Origin of the sequence: Pseudomonas sp. 18173, assembly GCF_050432945.1 — a bacterium.
In the GTDB taxonomy this organism is placed as follows: Bacteria; Pseudomonadota; Gammaproteobacteria; order Pseudomonadales; family Pseudomonadaceae; genus Aquipseudomonas.
Genome location: NZ_JBKFTN010000014.1, coordinates 17,464 through 32,386 on the forward strand (window position 1 = coordinate 17,464; position 14,923 = coordinate 32,386).

Annotated in this window: 12 protein-coding genes; 5 read left to right on the top strand and 7 right to left on the bottom strand. The window is 60.1% G+C overall.

Translation table 11 applies throughout. The features are described from left to right. Positions 1-5 precede the first annotated feature (5 nt). Positions 6-965 carry an AAA family ATPase gene (locus tag ACLD1X_RS16745; protein WP_421140906.1) on the bottom strand — a complete coding sequence of 320 codons (960 nt, stop codon included), beginning with the start codon at positions 963-965 and terminating at the stop codon, positions 6-8. A gap of 491 nt (positions 966-1,456) precedes the next feature. Beyond that, a complete protein-coding gene (locus ACLD1X_RS16750) occupies positions 1,457-1,810 on the bottom strand; it encodes a hypothetical protein (protein ID WP_429369469.1) in 354 nt (117 codons plus the stop codon). A gap of 503 nt (positions 1,811-2,313) precedes the next feature. Between ACLD1X_RS16750 and ACLD1X_RS16755 the strand changes: the two genes are divergently transcribed. Next, entirely contained in the window at positions 2,314-7,209 is a 4,896-nt protein-coding gene (locus tag ACLD1X_RS16755; protein WP_429369471.1) for an NAD-glutamate dehydrogenase, read from the top strand. Positions 7,210-7,403: 194 nt separating this feature from the next. On the opposite strand, the gene ACLD1X_RS16760 is transcribed toward ACLD1X_RS16755, so the two are convergent. The 4 genes from ACLD1X_RS16760 to ACLD1X_RS16775 form a co-directional block, all read right to left on the bottom strand. Beyond that, the gene (locus ACLD1X_RS16760; protein WP_429369473.1) at positions 7,404-8,111 is read right to left on the bottom strand and encodes an ATPase; all 708 of its coding nucleotides are present in this window, start codon (positions 8,109-8,111) and stop codon (positions 7,404-7,406) included. Positions 8,112-8,339: 228 nt separating this feature from the next. Beyond that, a complete protein-coding gene (locus ACLD1X_RS16765; RefSeq protein ID WP_429369475.1) occupies positions 8,340-8,750 on the bottom strand; it encodes a cupin domain-containing protein in 411 nt (136 codons plus the stop codon). Between the two features lie 592 nt (positions 8,751-9,342). Beyond that, positions 9,343-9,636 carry a putative quinol monooxygenase gene (locus tag ACLD1X_RS16770; RefSeq protein ID WP_429369477.1) on the bottom strand — a complete coding sequence of 98 codons (294 nt, stop codon included), beginning with the start codon at positions 9,634-9,636 and terminating at the stop codon, positions 9,343-9,345. Between the two features lie 123 nt (positions 9,637-9,759). Then, positions 9,760-11,193: a PLP-dependent aminotransferase family protein gene (locus tag ACLD1X_RS16775; protein ID WP_429369479.1), complete on the bottom strand. Its 1,434-nt coding sequence runs from the start codon at positions 11,191-11,193 to the stop codon at positions 9,760-9,762. Between the two features lie 203 nt (positions 11,194-11,396). Here ACLD1X_RS16775 and ACLD1X_RS16780 point away from each other — a divergent pair, with 203 nt between their 5' ends. From ACLD1X_RS16780 to ACLD1X_RS16790, 3 genes are all read left to right on the top strand, one after another. After that, entirely contained in the window at positions 11,397-11,837 is a 441-nt protein-coding gene (locus tag ACLD1X_RS16780) for a carboxymuconolactone decarboxylase family protein (RefSeq protein WP_429369481.1), read from the top strand. Between the two features lie 73 nt (positions 11,838-11,910). Beyond that, on the top strand, positions 11,911-12,891 hold the full coding sequence (locus ACLD1X_RS16785) for a LysR substrate-binding domain-containing protein (protein ID WP_429369483.1): 981 nt from the start codon (positions 11,911-11,913) through the stop codon (positions 12,889-12,891). Positions 12,892-13,003: 112 nt separating this feature from the next. Further along, a complete protein-coding gene (locus ACLD1X_RS16790; RefSeq protein WP_429369485.1) occupies positions 13,004-13,525 on the top strand; it encodes a GNAT family N-acetyltransferase in 522 nt (173 codons plus the stop codon). Between the two features lies 1 nt (position 13,526). Here the strand turns inward: ACLD1X_RS16790 and ACLD1X_RS16795 are convergent, their stop codons facing one another. Then, positions 13,527-14,219, bottom strand: a complete 693-nt coding sequence (locus tag ACLD1X_RS16795; protein WP_429369487.1) for an aspartate/glutamate racemase family protein — start codon at positions 14,217-14,219, stop codon at positions 13,527-13,529. Positions 14,220-14,378: 159 nt separating this feature from the next. Between ACLD1X_RS16795 and ACLD1X_RS16800 the strand changes: the two genes are divergently transcribed. After that, positions 14,379-14,873 (top strand): hypothetical protein, encoded by a 495-nt coding sequence (locus ACLD1X_RS16800; RefSeq protein ID WP_429369489.1) that lies wholly within the window; start codon positions 14,379-14,381, stop codon positions 14,871-14,873. Positions 14,874-14,923: the final 50 nt, after the last annotated feature.

Here is a 14,923-nt window from a genome sequence, read left to right on the forward strand (position 1 = left end):
CGGGGTCAAGCGACGGCTACGACGTCGAGAATCCGCTGGACCACCCGGTCCTGATCGATACCGGCGGCTTCAGCTTCAAAGGAAAGAATGATGCGGTGGCGCAGCACGTCGAACAGCACGGCCTGGATATCTTCGGGGCTGACGAAATCACGGCCGGCGAGCCAGGCGTGGGCACGGGCGCAGCGGTCCAGGGCAATCGAGCCGCGCGGGCTGGCGCCGTAGGCGATCCATTCGGCCATTTCCGGATCGAACTTGGCGGGGGTGCGGGTGGCCATGACCAGTTGCACCAGGTATTCCTCCACGGCGTCGGCCATGTACAGGCCGAGGATTTCCTTGCGCGCTGCAAAAATGGCCTGCTGGCTGACCCGGCGCTCTGGCTTGGTTTCGCCATTGAGCGCTTCGCCACGGGCCTGTTGCAGGATCTTGCGCTCTACCGTCGCGTCCGGGAAGCCGATTTTCACGTGCATCAGGAAGCGGTCGAGCTGGGCTTCCGGCAGCGGGTAGGTGCCTTCCTGCTCGATCGGGTTCTGCGTGGCCATCACCAGAAACAGGGGCGACAGCTCGTAGGTGCTGCGCCCGACACTGACCTGGCGCTCGGCCATGGCCTCGAGCAGTGCCGACTGGACCTTGGCCGGGGCGCGGTTGATTTCGTCCGCCAATACCAGGTTGTGGAAGATAGGCCCTTGCTGGAACACGAAACTGCCGGTTTCCGGGCGATAGATTTCCGTACCGGTAATGTCGGCCGGCAACAGGTCAGGGGTGAACTGGATGCGGTGGAACTGGGCTTCGATGCCTTCGGCGAGTTCTTTGATGGCCTTGGTCTTGGCCAGGCCAGGAGCACCCTCGACCAGCATGTGGCCGTCGGCGAGCAGGGCGATGAGCAAGCGCTCGATGAGTTTTTCCTGGCCGAGAATCTGCGTTGAAAGAAAGGTTCGCAGCGCGAGTAGCGCTTCACGATGTTCCATCGATGACTGTTCCTGCAAAAGGGTGGCCGAGGACGTTCGAAATACGCCAGGGCTGGGGGCGTTACTTTAATCCATCGCGGGGGGCGGCGACTAACGGCATTTTGTGCAAAGTGCAGGAAATGATTGGCAATGCTTGTAGGAATTTTCTACAGGTCACAGGGTGGCGGTGCTCTCTCGGGCCTCTTCGCGAGCAAGCCCGCTCCCACAGTCGACCATGTTCTTCCAGTAAGAATGCGATCAAATGTGGGAGCGGGCTTGCTCGCGAAGGCGTCTGCGCAGACGCCTTCGCGAGCAAGCCCGCTCCCACAGTCGACCATGTTCTTCCAGTAAGAATGCGATCAAATGTGGGAGCGGGCTTGCTCGCGAAGGCGTCTGCGCAGACGCCTTCGCGAGCAAGCCCGCTCCCACAGTCGACCATGTTCTTCCAGTAAGAATGCGATCAAATGTGGGAGCGGGCTTGCTCGCGAAGGCGTCTGCGCAGACGCCGAGATTTAGAGCTGGCTGATATAAGTGCCAGTACCTTCAAGAATGTTCTGCAAGGTCTCTTCCAGCTCGGCCAGATCGGTCATGTCGGCATCAAAGGTGATCTCCAGCACATCGTCGCCGTTGAGTGCATCAGCATCTGCCGCAGCAATTTCGATCTTCAGCAGGGAAGGGCTGAGCGTGACTTTCACGCCGTCCAGGGTCGACGGTTCGCCGTCGAGGGTAATTTCCAGCTCGTCTTCATCGGGGTAGCGGCTCATCAGGAACATTTCGCCCTGTTCGCTGTGGCAGCAGAGCATGGCCATGTTGTCTTCTTCATCATCACAAGGGTTGACGATCAAGAGGGCGGTTTTCATTTTCATGGGGAATTCCTGGCTCGACGGGCGTGAGAAACGCAATAAAGGGCGATTCTGCCAGCCCGCGCACATTTCTGCTCGTGTGAGTGTCAATGACCCGGTCGTGAACGGGCAGAGTGTTACTGGTCATTTCTGGTACGAATGTCCCGTAAAACCGGATGGATAACCGTCGTTTTTCTGTGTGGATGCTAGTGTTGTTCGATGCGCCCGCCAAGAGCAGCGTACCGTTGACCGAATATGTCGCAGCACCGCAAGCACGGGCCTTGCCGCACTCGTTAAGCTGCGCAACGGATGAGCACCCGTAAAGGCATTGCGCTGCACGCAGCCCAGTCGTTTTTGCAGATGCCCATTCACGGAAGGTGAATGTGACCTGAGTGTCCCGTCCAGCTTCACCCACCTGTCACCCTGTTTCCTCTGCCCGAGAATCAGGAGCAGGGTGACGGGTAGCCCCAAGAGGGGTTTTGCACGCGACGCTTTCATCAATAACAAGCCCAAGCGGAGTACCACAGATGGCGTTCTTCACCGCAGCCAGCAAAGCCGACTTCCAGCACCAACTGCAAGCGGCACTGGCGCAGCACATCAGTGAACAGGCACTGCCACAAGTGGCGCTGTTCGCTGAACAATTCTTCGGCATCATTTCCCTTGACGAGCTGACCCAGCGTCGGTTGTCCGACCTCGCTGGCTGCACCCTTTCTGCATGGCGCCTGCTTGAGCGCTTCGATCACGCGCAACCGCAAGTGCGCGTCTTCAACCCCGATTACGAACGCCACGGCTGGCAGTCGACCCACACCGCGGTCGAAGTGCTGCACCACGACCTGCCATTCCTGGTGGACTCGGTGCGTACCGAGCTCAATCGCCGTGGCTACAGCATCCATACCCTGCAAACCACTGTGCTCAGCGTGCGCCGTGGCAGCAAGGGCGAGTTGCTGGAAATCCTGCCGAAGGGCACTCAGGGCGACGACATTCTGCAAGAGTCGCTGATGTACCTGGAAATCGACCGCTGCGCCAACACCGCCGAGCTCAATGTCCTGAGCAAAGAGCTGGAGCAGGTGCTCGGTGAAGTTCGCGTTGCCGTCGGCGATTTCGAGCCGATGAAGGCCAAGGTCCAGGACATCCTGACCAAGCTGGACAACAGCCAGTTCGCCGTCGATGCCGACGAGAAGAACGAAATCAAGAGCTTCCTGGAATGGCTGGTGGGCAACCACTTCACCTTCCTCGGCTACGAAGAGTTCGTGGTCAGCGACGAAGCCGATGGCGGCCACATCGCCTACGACAAGGACTCCTTCCTTGGCCTGACCAAGCTGCTGCGTGCCGGCCTGACCTACGATGACCTGCGCATCGAAGACTACGCCGTGAACTACCTGCGCGAACCGACCCTGTTGTCGTTCGCCAAGGCCGCGCACCCAAGCCGTGTACACCGTCCGGCTTACCCTGACTACGTGTCGATCCGCGAAATCGACGCCAACGGCAAGGTCATCAAGGAATGCCGTTTCATGGGCCTGTACACCTCGTCGGTGTATGGCGAGAGCGTGCGGGTGATCCCGTACATCCGCCGCAAGGTCGAAGAAATCGAGCGCCGTTCCGGCTTCCAGGCCAAGGCTCACCTGGGCAAGGAACTGGCGCAGGTGCTTGAAGTGCTGCCGCGCGACGATCTGTTCCAGACCCCGGTGGACGAGCTGTTCAGCACCGTGATGTCGATCGTGCAGATCCAGGAACGCAACAAGATTCGCGTGTTCCTGCGCAAAGACCCGTATGGCCGTTTCTGCTACTGCCTGGCCTACGTGCCGCGTGACATCTATTCCACTGAAGTACGCCAGAAGATCCAGCAAGTGCTGATGGATCGCCTGAAAGCGACCGATTGCGAGTTCTGGACTTTCTTCTCCGAGTCCGTGCTGGCCCGCGTGCAGTTGATCCTGCGAGTCGACCCGAAAAACCGCCTCGACATCGACCCGCTGCTGCTGGAAAAAGAAGTGGTGCAGGCCTGCCGCAGCTGGCAGGACGATTACGCTGCCCTGACCGTTGAAAGCTTCGGCGAAGCCCACGGCACCAACGTACTGGCCGACTTCCCGAAAGGCTTCCCGGCCGGTTACCGCGAACGTTTCGCAGCCCACTCGGCTGTGGTCGACATGCAGCACCTGCTGAGCCTGAACGAAAAAAACCCGCTGGTAATGAGCTTCTACCAGCCGCTGGGCCAGGTTTCCGGCCAGCGCATGCTGCACTGCAAGCTGTATCACGCCGATACGCCGCTGGCGCTGTCCGATGTCCTGCCGATCCTGGAAAACCTTGGCCTGCGCGTGCTGGGTGAGTTCCCGTATCGCCTGCGTCACAACAGTGGCCGCGAGTTCTGGATTCACGACTTCGCGTTCACCGCCGCCGAAGGCCTGGAACTCGACATCCAGCAGCTTAACGACACCCTGCAGGACGCCTTTGTCCACATCGTGCGTGGCGAAGCCGAGAACGATGCGTTCAACCGCCTGGTACTGACCGCCGGCCTGCCATGGCGCGACGTGGCGCTGCTGCGTGCCTACGCCCGCTACATGAAGCAGATCCGTCTGGGCTTCGACCTGGGCTACATCGCCAGCACCCTGAACAACCACACCGACATCGCCCGCGAACTGACGCGGTTGTTCAAGACCCGCTTCTACCTGGCGCGCAAGCTGTCCGGCGACGATCTGGAAGACAAGCAGCAACGTCTGGAACAGGCGATCCACAGTGCCCTGGACGACGTACAGGTACTCAACGAAGACCGCATCCTGCGTCGCTACCTGGACCTGATCAAGGCCACCCTGCGCACCAACTTCTACCAGACTGACGCCAACGGCCATAACAAGTCGTACTTCAGCTTCAAGTTCAACCCGCACTTGATTCCCGAGCTGCCAAAGCCGGTACCGAAGTTTGAAATCTTCGTGTACTCGCCGCGTGTCGAAGGCGTGCACCTGCGCTTCGGCAACGTTGCGCGTGGCGGCCTGCGCTGGTCCGACCGTGAAGAAGACTTCCGTACCGAAGTCCTGGGCCTGGTAAAAGCCCAGCAAGTGAAGAACTCGGTCATCGTGCCGGTGGGTGCCAAGGGCGGCTTCCTGCCGCGTCGCCTGCCGCTGGGCGGCAGCCGTGACGAGATCGCGGCCGAGGGCATCGCCTGCTACCGCATCTTCATCTCGGGCCTGCTGGACATCACCGACAACCTGAAAGACGGCGCCCTGGTGCCTCCGGCCAATGTCGTGCGTCATGACGACGATGACCCGTACCTGGTAGTGGCCGCCGACAAAGGCACCGCGACCTTCTCCGACATCGCCAACGGCATCGCCATCGATTACGGCTTCTGGCTGGGTGACGCGTTCGCGTCCGGCGGTTCGGCCGGTTACGACCACAAGAAAATGGGCATCACCGCCAAGGGCGCGTGGGTCGGTGTACAGCGCCACTTCCGCGAGCGCGGCATCAACGTCCAGGAAGACAGCATCACCGTGGTCGGTGTCGGCGACATGGCCGGTGACGTGTTCGGTAACGGCTTGCTGATGTCCGACAAGCTGCAACTGGTTGCGGCTTTCAACCACCTGCACATCTTCATCGACCCGAACCCGGATCCGGCATCGAGCTTCGCCGAGCGCCAACGCATGTTCGACCTGCCGCGTTCGGCCTGGTCCGACTACGACACCAGCATCATGTCCGAAGGCGGCGGCATCTTCTCGCGCAGCGCGAAGAGCATCGCGATTTCCCCGCAGATGCAAGAGCGCTTCGACATCGAGGCTGACAAGCTGACCCCGACCGAACTGCTGAACGCCTTGCTCAAGGCGCCGGTGGATCTGCTGTGGAACGGCGGTATCGGTACTTACGTCAAGGCCAGCAGCGAAAGCCACGCCGATGTCGGCGACAAGGCCAACGATGCACTGCGCGTGAACGGCAACGAACTGCGCTGCAAAGTGGTGGGCGAGGGCGGTAACCTCGGCATGACCCAACTGGGTCGTGTGGAGTTCGGCCTCAATGGCGGCGGTTCCAACACCGACTTCATCGACAACGCCGGTGGCGTGGACTGCTCCGACCACGAAGTGAACATCAAGATCCTGCTCAACGAAGTGGTCCAGGCCGGCGACATGACCGCCAAGCAACGCAACGAGTTGCTGGCGAGCATGACCGACGAAGTCGGTGGCCTGGTGTTGGGCAACAACTACAAGCAGACTCAGGCCCTGTCCCTGGCAGCCCGTCGTGCCTTGCCGCGGATTGCCGAATACAAGCGCCTGATGAACGACCTGGAAGGCCGTGGCAAGCTGGATCGTGCCATCGAGTTCCTGCCGGCTGAAGACGCGATCAACGAGCGTATCGCTGAAGGCCATGGCCTGACGCGTCCCGAGCTGTCGGTGCTGATCTCGTACAGCAAGATCGACCTCAAGGAGCAGTTGCTGGGCTCCCTGGTGCCGGACGACGACTACCTGACCCGCGACATGGAAACCGCTTTCCCGCCGACCCTGGTGAGCAAGTTCTCCGCGGCGATGCGTCGTCACCGTCTGAAGCGCGAAATCGTCAGCACCCAGATCGCCAACGATCTGGTCAACCACATGGGCATCACCTTCGTTCAACGACTCAAAGAGTCGACCGGCATGAGCCCGGCGAACGTGGCTGGCGCCTACGTGATCGTGCGTGACATTTTCCACCTCCCGCACTGGTTCCGTCAGATCGAAAACCTCGACTACAAGGTTTCCGCCGACGTGCAACTGGAGCTGATGGACGAGCTGATGCGCCTCGGTCGTCGCGCCACACGCTGGTTCCTGCGTGCCCGTCGCAACGAGCAGAACGCTGCCCGTGACGTTGCGCACTTCGGTCCGCATCTGGCGGCGTTGGGCCTCAAGCTCGACGAATTGCTCAGTGGCGAGATCCGCGAAACCTGGCAGACCCGTTACCAGGCGTACGTCGAAGCCGGTGTGCCAGAGTTGCTGGCGCGCATGGTGGCTGGCACCACGCACCTGTATACGCTGCTGCCGATCATCGAGGCTTCCGATGTGACCGGCCAGGATCCTGCCGACGTGGCCAAGGCGTACTTCGCCGTGGGCAGTGCGCTGGATATCACCTGGTACCTGCAACAGATCAGTGCCCTGCCGGTTGAAAACAACTGGCAGGCCCTGGCCCGTGAAGCGTTCCGTGATGACGTCGACTGGCAGCAACGTGCGATCACCATCTCGGTCCTGCAACAGGGCAACGGCTCCCAGGACGTCGAAACACGCCTGGAACTGTGGATGGAGCAGCACGAAGGCATGATCGAGCGTTGGCGCGCCATGCTGGTGGAAATCCGTGCCGCCAGCGGCACCGACTACGCCATGTACGCGGTGGCCAACCGCGAACTGCTGGACCTGGCGTTGAGCGGTCAAGCGGTGGTGCCTGCCGCTGCCGCCGCCGAGCTGGAACCGGCTGCCTGATCAGGCGTTGAATGAAAAAGCCCCGCATCGAGAGATGCGGGGTTTTTTTTCGCCTGATGTTTTTGTGTCGCCTGTTCAGGCCCCATCGCGGGCAAGCCCGCTCCCACAATTGATTGGGTGTACATAAGTGGTGTGTACGGCTCAAATCACTGTGGGAGCGGGCTTGCCCGCGAAGGGGGCATATGCACCAACAATTACTTGAAGGCTGAAGTTCTTTCAGTGTTCATCGACACATTACTTGTCGGGCTGGTCAATAAATTACTGAGCGACTGGTCAAACTTCTGTAGCGCCCTTACTTGCACATTCTGCTGTTCGTTAATGTCGGCAACTATCTCTTCGCTACGTTTAAAGTCCGCCCACACCGGGCTGAGTGCGCGGGCGTCATGCCCTTGTGCGGTACCGATGTAATTGAAATGGCTGTCATAAAAGTCGGCACTGACATCGGCCTGGATGTCTGAACTGCGTGATGTGATCAATTGACTTCGGCTGTCGACGATCGCGACCACATCCGGCCTGGCCGCCTTGAGGCTTTGCATGTCCGGATACACCGTGACCGAGCCGAACTGGCGTTGCAGCGAGGCCTTGACCCAATCCACGGCCAGGTCCGGTTTAGAGGTGGCGACGTAGGCATCGTGAATCGGCTGAACCAGCAGGCTCTGGCCGAAACCGGTGCCGGCATTGGCCCGGTAATCCTGCAGGTAGGCACGGTTGGCCTGGGTGTTCTGGCTGTAGACAACCCCCAGTGAGACATGGCTGCCATTGGGAACACTCGTGGCACTGCTGCGGCCAACGGGTTCGGTGAAGAGGCCATTCAATGAAGATACGGATGAAGGCGCGGTGGGAATCGAGCAACCGGTGATCAAGACAGTCATCGTCAAGGTACTGGCAAGCGCAAGTTTCATGGTGTTTCTCCAGTGAAACAACTTGAGTCGGGAAGTTATAGTTGCCGGAGTGTTCGGCAGTTGCTAAAGACTAAACCTCGAATGCCCGATTGAAATAGCCAATTTCCGTAGTTGTCGGGTGGCCAATAGTTTTATTGGGTTTAAATGTGTGCGGTTAATTGCCGCGAGAAATAAAAACGCCCGATTCAATGATTCGGGCGTTTTTATTTATGGATATACCTTCAGCCATCAGTTTTCCAATGGGATCAGCACTTTCTCGTCCGGCGACAGCACCATGAACACCAGCAGCCTGGCAGGCTTGGTGGCGCTGGCGTTTTTCGAGACCAGGTGCTCCGAGCCGGCAGGCTCGTACCAATACTGACCCGCCTTGTAGGTGACCGCTTTTTCACCTTTTACCTGGGAGGTGATTGCCCCCGAAAGAACGTAGGCCATGGCCGTGCCCTCGTGCTTGTGAGCGATGGACGACTGGCCGGGCTTGTAGTCGACTTCGATCATCAAGGCTTTTTTGCCCGGGACGTTTTTCAACATCTGGTCCTGCAGCACCGTGACCTTTTCCGAAGGGTCGTGGGCAAATGCCGAAGCGGAAGCGGTCAGGGTCAGGGCAACAAGGGGAGCGGCACAGAAGCGCAAAACGTTCATGTTCATTACCTGCGTTGGATGAGTTGTCAGGGACAAATCTAGTCCGCTGCGGGTGACAAACAAACAGCCAATATTCGCGAAGACCAGGTGACCAATGAATGTAGGAGCGAGCTCGCTCGCGATGGACGCGAAGGCGCCGCGTGCACCCAGCAAGCACACGTTATCGTTCACGACCATCGCGAGCGAGCTCGCTCCTACAGGGGAAGGGGCATTCGGTGGGCTACCAATGGAGGAGCGAGCTTGCTCGCGATGGATTCAGATACGCCGCGTTTTATCAGTAGGCGCGCGTTATCGTTGACGACCATCGCGAGCGAGCTCGCTCCTACAGGGGAAGGGGTATTCGGTGGGCTACCAATGTAGGAGCGAGCTTGCTCGCGATGGATTCAGATACGCCGCGTTTTATCAGTAGGCGCGCGTTATCGTTGACGACCATCGCGAGCGAGCTCGCTCCTACAGGGGAAGGGGCATTCGGTGGGCTACCAATGGAGGAGCGAGCTTGCTCGCGATGGATTCAGATACGCCGCGTTTTCTCAGTAGGCGCGCGTTATCGTTGACGACCATCGCGAGCGGGCTCGCTCCTACAGAGGGGGGCTTAACGGATGGGGAAGCTGTTGAAATCGACGGCGCTGGCCAATTGGCAATCGATCAAGTCGATGAAGCCCTGAGCCCGGGGATTGTTGAAATGCGATTGCATGGCCGCTTCCGACTGCCAGTGGGCACTGACCGTCCAGCGATTGCTGTCCTCGGGGCAGCGGTCGACCATATAGGACTCGCACCCCGGCAGTTCGCGCAGGGTTTCGACAATCTTTTGCAATTGCTTGCCCAGTTCGTCCGAGCGGCCGGCGACGGCCTGCACCTCTACGGTATTGATCGCTTTGTTGAACATTGCTCACACTCCTGAATCAGGCCGGACGTATCCTGCTCATTGAGAGATAACGCCTATGCAGGATAGGCCTGCACCCCGGGACCACCAATAGCCAATCGCCGGATAAAGCCGCAGACCAATCTGTCAGGCGACTTGTTGCAAAATATCCCGCAAACGATCCAGGGCGATGTCGATGTCCAGGGTTTCAATGGCGCCGAAACCGAGGAAAAACCCGGCCTGCGGGGTTTGCTGATAGAAAAAGCTGTCGATGGCATAGAGCCCGACTTCGACTTTTTTCGCCAGTTCGATCACCAATGGAATATCCATCGGCACTTTGCACAACACCACCATGTGAAAACCGGCCATGGTCGGAACCGCTTCAAACCATGGCGATAGATCATCGGCCATGCGTGCCAGGATTCGTTCGCGTCGACCGGCGTAAATCGTGTGGCAGCGCCGGATGTGCTTGAGCAGGCAGCCTTCGGCGATGAATTTGGCCAGTGCCCATTGGGGCAGGGTGGAGGTGTGCAGGTCAGTGAGCTGCTTGGCGCGCACCACTGCATCGAGAATGGCCGGCGGAAGGATTGCGTAGCCCAGGCGCAGCTCCGGCAGCAGGGTTTTCGAGAAAGTCCCGACGTAGGCGACAATCCCGCGCTCATCCATGCTTTGCAGCGAGTCCGTGGGGCGCCCTTCGTAGCGGAATTCGCTGTCGTAGTCGTCCTCTATGATGATCGCGCCCAGTTCATGGGCCCTGGCCAGCAGCGCAATGCGGCGCTCCTGGCTCATCGGCATGCCCAGCGGGAACTGGTGGGAAGGGGTGACGTAGATCAGCCGTGTCCCAAGGGGAATCCTGTCCACCTGGATGCCCTCGGCGTCTACCGGCACTCCGATCACCGTGGCACCGTGGGTGCCGAACAACAGGCGTGCCGGCGGATAACCGGGATCTTCCATGGCGACGATGCTGCCCGGGCGGGTCAGCACCCGGGAAATCAGGTCCAGGGCTTGCTGTGCACCGTTGCACACCACCACGTCTTCGTCCTGGCAGTTGACCCCGCGAGAGAACGCGATATGCCGGGCGATGGCATTGCGCAGGGCCGGTAAACCCTCTGGCAGGCTGTAGAAGCCCTTGGACGCGGCGATCTGGCGCAAGGCGTGGGAAGTGCAGCGCCGCCAGTCGTCCTGGGGGAACTGGCCCTTGCTGGTGGCGCCGCCGATGAAGTCGTAGCGCAGCGAGCCTTCCAGTGTCGGGTGACGCAGGAACACCGGCAGGTTGCGCCAGGATTCGATCACCTCGTAACCGGCCAGCTCCGAAGGGTTCTGCTTGCGCTCGACTTTCGACACCCGGGCGTTGACGTAGGTGCCTTTGCCAATCACCCCGGTGAGGAAGTTTTCGTAGGTCAGTTGGGCGTAGGTATCGGAAATGGTCTTGCGCGAAATGCCCAGCTGTTCGGCCAGCAAGCGGCTCGGTGGAAGCTGTGTCCCTGCTGCCAGACGACCGGATTCAATGGCGCTGCGCAGTTGGTTGTACAACTGGCCCGCCAGATCCTTGCGGCCGTTGATGACAACATGTAGTTCCATACCGGCACGGCTCCTTGGGTGAACGAGGCAAAGACTGTGCGCCAGATTACCCGCATGAGCCGCCGCGCAGAAGTTGCGTGGCACAAAAACCGCCAATTGGTGTGCTTTTGGTTGGTCCACGGATTTTTCGCTGAATTGGATCTGTAACGTTGCTGTGCCAACCCCTACCGTGGACAAACCTGTCCGATCCCTGAGGCCGCGCCATGACCCCCCGTCTGGATTACTACAGCGCTTCCCCCAAAGCGATGAAAGCCATGATCGCCATGGAGGCCCTGACCAGCAGTTTGAGCATCGAACCGGCGCTGCTGCACCTGATCAAGATCCGCGCTTCGCAGCTCAATGGCTGCGCGTTCTGCACCGACATGCACTCGGTGGATGCACGGCGCCTGGGCGAAAGCGACCGGCGCCTTTATTCCATTGTGGTCTGGCGCAATAGCAATTTTTTCAATCCGCGGGAAAGAGCCGCGCTGGCCTGGACCGAGGCGGTCACCTTGCTCTGCGAAAGCCACGTGCCGGACGATGTCTACGCCCAGGCCCGGGAGCAGTTCAATGAAGGCGAAATGGTCGACCTGACGATCGCCGTCACCACCATCAACAGCTGGAATCGCCTGGCAGTGAGCTTTCGCCAGACACCCAGCGCCTGAGTCCTTGTCACAGCAGGTTCATGAACGATCCGCAGGATAGAGCTGTCAGTGTCAGATCGACAGGGAGTCCTCGATGTCATTCATGGAAACCAGCGCCCACCAGGAGGCTGCCGAGTATCGTGCAGTCATTGATAAAACCACGTCCTGGCGCCAGTTGGCAGCGGCTGTCGACCCTGAGCTGGCGCAGTGTTTTATCGTCAGTGCCCGTTGCGGTTGCTTCATGCAGGCTGCCCGCAGCCTCAATATCAAGGCCACCCGCCTGCGCAGGCAACTGGTGCTGCTGGAGACGCAACTCCAGTGTTCACTGTTCAATCTTTCAGACAATGGCTTGAGCCTCAGCCGTGATGGCTTGCGCTTGCACGCACAATTGCTCGCCCTGGCCCATGAGCGCGAGTTGCCGGTGATCGAGCAGCCGTTGATTCGGCTGGCCGTGGCGGATTCGATCCTGCATGACATTCTCGGGCGTGACCTGGTGGCCCTGTTGCGACGCAATGCCAGCGTGCGGCTGGACATCATCACGCTCGACAGCGAATTGTCATTGCAAGCGGTCAGTGCCGACGTGGTGGTGTGGCTGGGCGAGGGCGGATCGCCGTTACCGGGGCCGAGCTTTGCCATCACTGAACCACGGCTTCTGGCGCAACTGGATTACCTGCCGCACATTGCCAAACGCTACTCGCGGGTTGCTTCCAGGCCGGAGTGCCTGGAGGACCTGGCCGATTTTCTCCTGGTGCAATGGCAGCAGGACTGCCAGGTTGAAAGCTTTCGGCCGTGGAATGCACTGGTCGATCAGCGCCTGGCCGGTGCGGTGCAGCTGCATTCCTACGAGCTGATGCGGGAGATGATTCGCAGCAGTGCGTGCATCGGCCTGCTGCCGCACTACATGAGCCACTTCGATCGCGGGCTGATTGCCTTGCCAGGCCTGTTTGGCCAGCCGATGCAGCGTCAGGTGTGGATGGCGGTCAACGCCCGGTCCGAGGGCGACACACAGGTACGGATGCTTGTCGAGTTGATTGAAAACGCCTTCAGCGGGCGCCGGGAGTGGTTCGAAAGCTGAGCGAGATCCAACTATGGGATCGCCGCACCGTCGCTCCCACATTGGTACTCGCCACACCGGAAGGTAGCGTTATAGAGTGAACGGCCATGTCTGCTTCAAGGATGATTCACCCATGCCAGCCACTGAACCTGTCTTCACGTTCGAACGCTTCAATGAGTCCCACATCGAAGGCATCACGGCGCTGTACAACGACCCGCAGATTGCCCGGCAGACCCTGCAGATGCCGTTTCAGTCCAGTGAACTCTGGCGCAGTCGCCTGGCGCTGGATAACGAGCGCCTGGTGAAAGTAGTGGCCCTGCATCAGGGCACGGTCATCGGCAACATCGGCCTGGAGCAGTTCTCACGCATTCGTCGCAGCCATGCCGGCAGTTTCGGCATGGGCGTTGCGGTGGCGTGGCAGGGCAAGGGCGTGGGCTCGAAGCTGCTCGCGACGGCGCTGGATATCGCCGACAACTGGATGAATCTGCAGCGCATCGAGCTTTCGGTGTATGCCGACAACGAAGCGGCCATTGCGTTGTATCGCAAGTTCGGCTTCGAAACCGAGGGCCTGTTCCGTGATTACGCCGTACGCGACGGCGTGCTGGTGGACACCTTGAGCATGGCGCGCCTGCGTCGCCCGCCCAAGGCCGGTTGAGTCACTCGCCCAAGGCGAACGCCACCGCCGCCTGCGCATGCAGTTCGGTGGTGTCAAGCAAGGGCAGGGGGCTGTGTTCGGGCTTGATCAGCATGCCGATCTCCGTGCAGCCGAGGATGATCGCCTGGGCACCACGTTGCTCCAGCGACGCGATGACCTGTTGATACACCCGGCGTGAGGCTTCGCTGATGACGCCGACGCACAGCTCGTCGTAGATGATCCGGTGCACGGCCTGACGTTCGCCGGCTTCTGGCACCAGTACGGTCAAGCCCCGGGCCTCGAGGCGTTCCTTGAGGAAGTCCTGTTCCATGGTGAACGCGGTGCCCAGCAAACCCACCTTCAATGCATCGGCCTCGACCGCTGCCTTTGCGGCCGGATCGGCGATGTGCAGGAAGGGGATGTCGATGGCGGCCTGAATCTGCCCGGCGACCTTGTGCATGGTGTTGGTGCACAACACCACGCAATCGGCTCCGCCTGCCTGCAAGCGCTGCGCGGCATCCACCAGGATCAGCGCCGCATCGTCCCAGCGACCGGCGTGCTGGGCCTGTTCGACAGGGCCGAAGTCGACGCTGTACATGAGCAATTTCGCTGAACGCAACGGCCCGAGGCGGTCGCGAACCTGCTGGTTGATCAGGCGGTAATACTCGGCGCTGGATTCCCAGCTCATGCCGCCGATTAGGCCGATGATGCGCATGCTGTGCTCCTGTTCAGGGCAGACGGGTGACCACAGTGCCCGCGAACAGGCCATTGCGTAAACCCCCCGTCGTACCTCCCGGCTGCTAGTCGTACACCGGCATCACGCATCTGCCATGCTCAATGTCCGTAGTACCGCTGCAATCAAAGGAACACCACAATGGATGACGTACGGCAACTGGGCGAAATGCTTCGCCACTATGCAGAAAGCGAAGCCCACAAGAAGCAAGTGTTCGAGTCGCAATCGGCTGAATGGGCGACGCGCATTGCTGACCTGTTCGATCAGATCCAGCAGTGGCTGGAACCGGTGCAGGCGCCGAACCTGCTGGAGGTGAGCCGCGAGGCGTATGTCGCCTCGGGCCCTAGCCTGCCTGTCGAGACATCGACATTCAAGACCGAGAAGCTGTCCATTGTGATTGTCGGCAAACCGGTGGAGTTCGTGCCGGATGTGATGGGGCCCGGCGGGCAGATCTCGGTGGCCGTGATGGGCTTTACGGCTGCGCGCTATGGCAGTGTTTCGCTGGTGTGCCTGCCACCGTCCAATGCCTGGCAGTGGCGCAAGACCAACGGCTTGAAGGATCCGGACACCTTTGTCTTCGATGGGGATTTTCTGGCGCAGCAGTTGCAGAGCCTGATTCCTCGGGAGCGCGGATAACCCGAACCCCGCGGGAACGAGTTTGCTCGCGATAGCTGTCAGTCACCATG